Here is a 2403-nt window from a genome sequence, read left to right as displayed (position 1 = left end):
GGGAAAGAAGCTTGGAACTACAGCCGGAATTTGCTGGGGAACATCAATCTGCAAAAGCTCCCCGAGGAAATGCGGCCGCTGATCAGTGATTACAAGATCAAGGCTTTTTACCGGATCAGCGACTTGAATGCAAAAGAGCTGGATAAGCGTTTCAAGAGCGCCTTTTTCTGCCTGGCGGAATATTTCATCCAGACCAATGCTGGTGAAGAATACCACCCAAGCGCCAAGAAGCTGTCGGTAGAAGATGTGAAGCTTCTTTTGGATATGATGGATGCCCTGTCGGGCAGCCATGCTTATGACGAGTTAATCAAGGAATTGGGAAAAAGAAATAAGAACGAGGTGACCACCATGACTGAAGTATTGCCGCAATTCATCCAGGTCAAGGTTGACCGGGCCAAGAAGGAAACTGCCGAAGAAGTGACTAAAGAAACGACCGAGAAGGTTACTAAAGATTACTTGCTTAACATTCTCAGCACCACCAACTTGACTCCAGACGGGGCCATGGATCTCTTGGGTATCCCCGAGGCAGACCGGGCTATGTACAAGGACTTAAAGACCCCATCGCAAAACTTGGATAAAAAACACACTGTTATTTAATTGGAAATTTCTTTTTGTCCCCTTGAAGCCTGCTGTATGTTGCTTCAAGGGGATTTTTTGTTTACCCTCTGCTATCCATCGCCTCGCAATTTTTCTCATTTTGGACAACCATTTGCAAACTGTCCGTTGATAAAGTATCGTTTTCAGCCTATTATTGATGTTAGCCACCTACAGTTATTAATATTAGGCAATAGGTAAGGGCAGGCTGTGGTAATTTGTCAATAATCCGGTGATGCGATCGAAGAAACAGGAATTGGGCCGTCAAGGGATATCCTCCAAGCAGCTGGACCCTGCGTGATGGTCATAGGAACCTATTTGTCGAAGGTTATTAACAAGGTGGCGTATGGTTTTTTCTAAATAGCAAAGACGGCACTTTTGCGACAATCAGCCTTAAGAAAGCGTGATTTAATGTCTGAAAGCTTAAAGCTGCACATTGCACAGGTTTTTAGGGCTGAAGTTGCAGAAGCTGGCTTTAACCATGTCAGTGTAGTTCAGTTGATGAAAAAGAGTGGTATCCGGCGGCAAACTTTTTATGATAATTTCCAGGACAAGTATGACTTGCTGACGTACACGATTCAGGCGATGATGGAGAAAGATATTGAGAAAAATATCGGTTGCCTGAAATGGGAGGAGATCATCTTCCAGGTCTTCTACAGCGTCGAAGTCAACAAGGATTTTTACAAGAGCGTCTATGAAAGTCAGAAAGAGGTCGACGTGGTGGGCGAGATTTCCCGGCACATCGCGGTTTTGCTGCAGAAAATCGTTGAAGACGAAGGGGCTGCCTGCAGACAGCAGGCCGGCGACTTTGTCGAGGTTTTCAGCATTGGCCTGACCTATACGATGATCGACAACTTGTTCAAACTGCGGCCGCTGGAAAGCGATGTCATTGCTGACAAGGTTAATAATGCTTTGCACTTTACTCTAAAAACACAGTAGGTAGTTTAAAATGCTCGCCCCCTTGAAACTTGCTCTCAATTTCGTTTCAAGGGGGTTTTTTGTTGCCTTTTTTTGGAAAAAATTGCCTTCTTTACACACGTGCTATAATGTAAAGCCGGGTGCTGAAGCGGGAACTTCGGCTCCCAGCTGTTTAACCGTGTTGTTTAATCGTGTTTCAAGAGGAGGAAGAGATGAGGATCTTTATGGCCATATTATGGCCGCTATTGTTAGCCGCGTCGGTTGCCATGACGGCAGTCAGCTGGCGCAAGGAAAAGGCCGGGCAGACTGATAAAGTCTACTATTCAGTCAAGGGCTGGGGCGTGTTTGCCTTCGTGTCCTTGCTGGGAGTGATGATGAGCTATCAGCCTTTAGGAATATCAAGCATAGGTGGCTGCCTCTTTATTGTTGCTTCTATTCTGATGTATTTTGCCTACAGTAAAAAGGAACACAAGTTAAAGATGCAAAAGGCAACTGCCTGGCTCTTGCTAGTCCTTTCTTTTGTGAACGTCGGCATTGGCAGTGAGGCCGCAGACGATTACGGCCCACAGACCAAAGTCGTGGTCAAATACACTGGTGGCAAGGAATACCAGCAGGTAAAGGAAAAGCACGCGGGACTGCTCTCCGCCAAAAAGGCGGCCCTGCTGGCCTACGCGCCTCTGGCCAAGAAGGTCAAGAAGCTGGAAGCCCAGGAAAAAGCTGAAAAAGAAGCCGCGGCCAAGGCCAAGAAGGAGCAGGAAAAGCAGGCCGCTGAAGCCAAAAAACAGGCCGAAGCCGCCAGCAAGGCAGCTGCCGCCAGCGCCAGTGCCGCCGCTGCTTCCAGCGAATCAGCCGCAGAAGATTCTGCCAGCTCAAGCAGCCAGCGCGGCGACA

The 2403-nt window shown here is 47.6% G+C and carries 3 protein-coding genes; all 3 read left to right on the top strand.

Annotated elements, in window-relative coordinates; translation table 11 throughout:
- The coding region (locus tag lacNas_RS14150; RefSeq protein WP_244661413.1) for a hypothetical protein at positions 1-597 on the top strand (597 nt) is incomplete at its 5' end.
- A gap of 408 nt (positions 598-1005) precedes the next feature.
- Entirely contained in the window at positions 1006-1533 is a 528-nt protein-coding gene (locus lacNas_RS03265) for a TetR/AcrR family transcriptional regulator C-terminal domain-containing protein (RefSeq protein WP_201330175.1), read from the top strand.
- Between the two features lie 203 nt (positions 1534-1736).
- Positions 1737-2403 (top strand): hypothetical protein (locus tag lacNas_RS03260; protein WP_201346585.1); only part of this gene is annotated, 667 nt, incomplete at its 3' end.

The sequence above is a fragment of the Lactobacillus nasalidis genome (assembly GCF_016587775.1).
Classification (GTDB): domain Bacteria; phylum Bacillota; class Bacilli; order Lactobacillales; family Lactobacillaceae; genus Lactobacillus; species Lactobacillus nasalidis.
Note: the sequence above shows the minus strand (reverse complement) of the source record. Positions and strands in the feature narration are given on the sequence as shown.

What these genes read in the sequence shown, in the direction of transcription:
- lacNas_RS03265 (WP_201330175.1), top strand. Translation starts at nt 1,006, where the DNA reads ATGTCTGAAAGCTTAAAGCTGCACATTGCACAGGTTTTTAGGGCTGAA.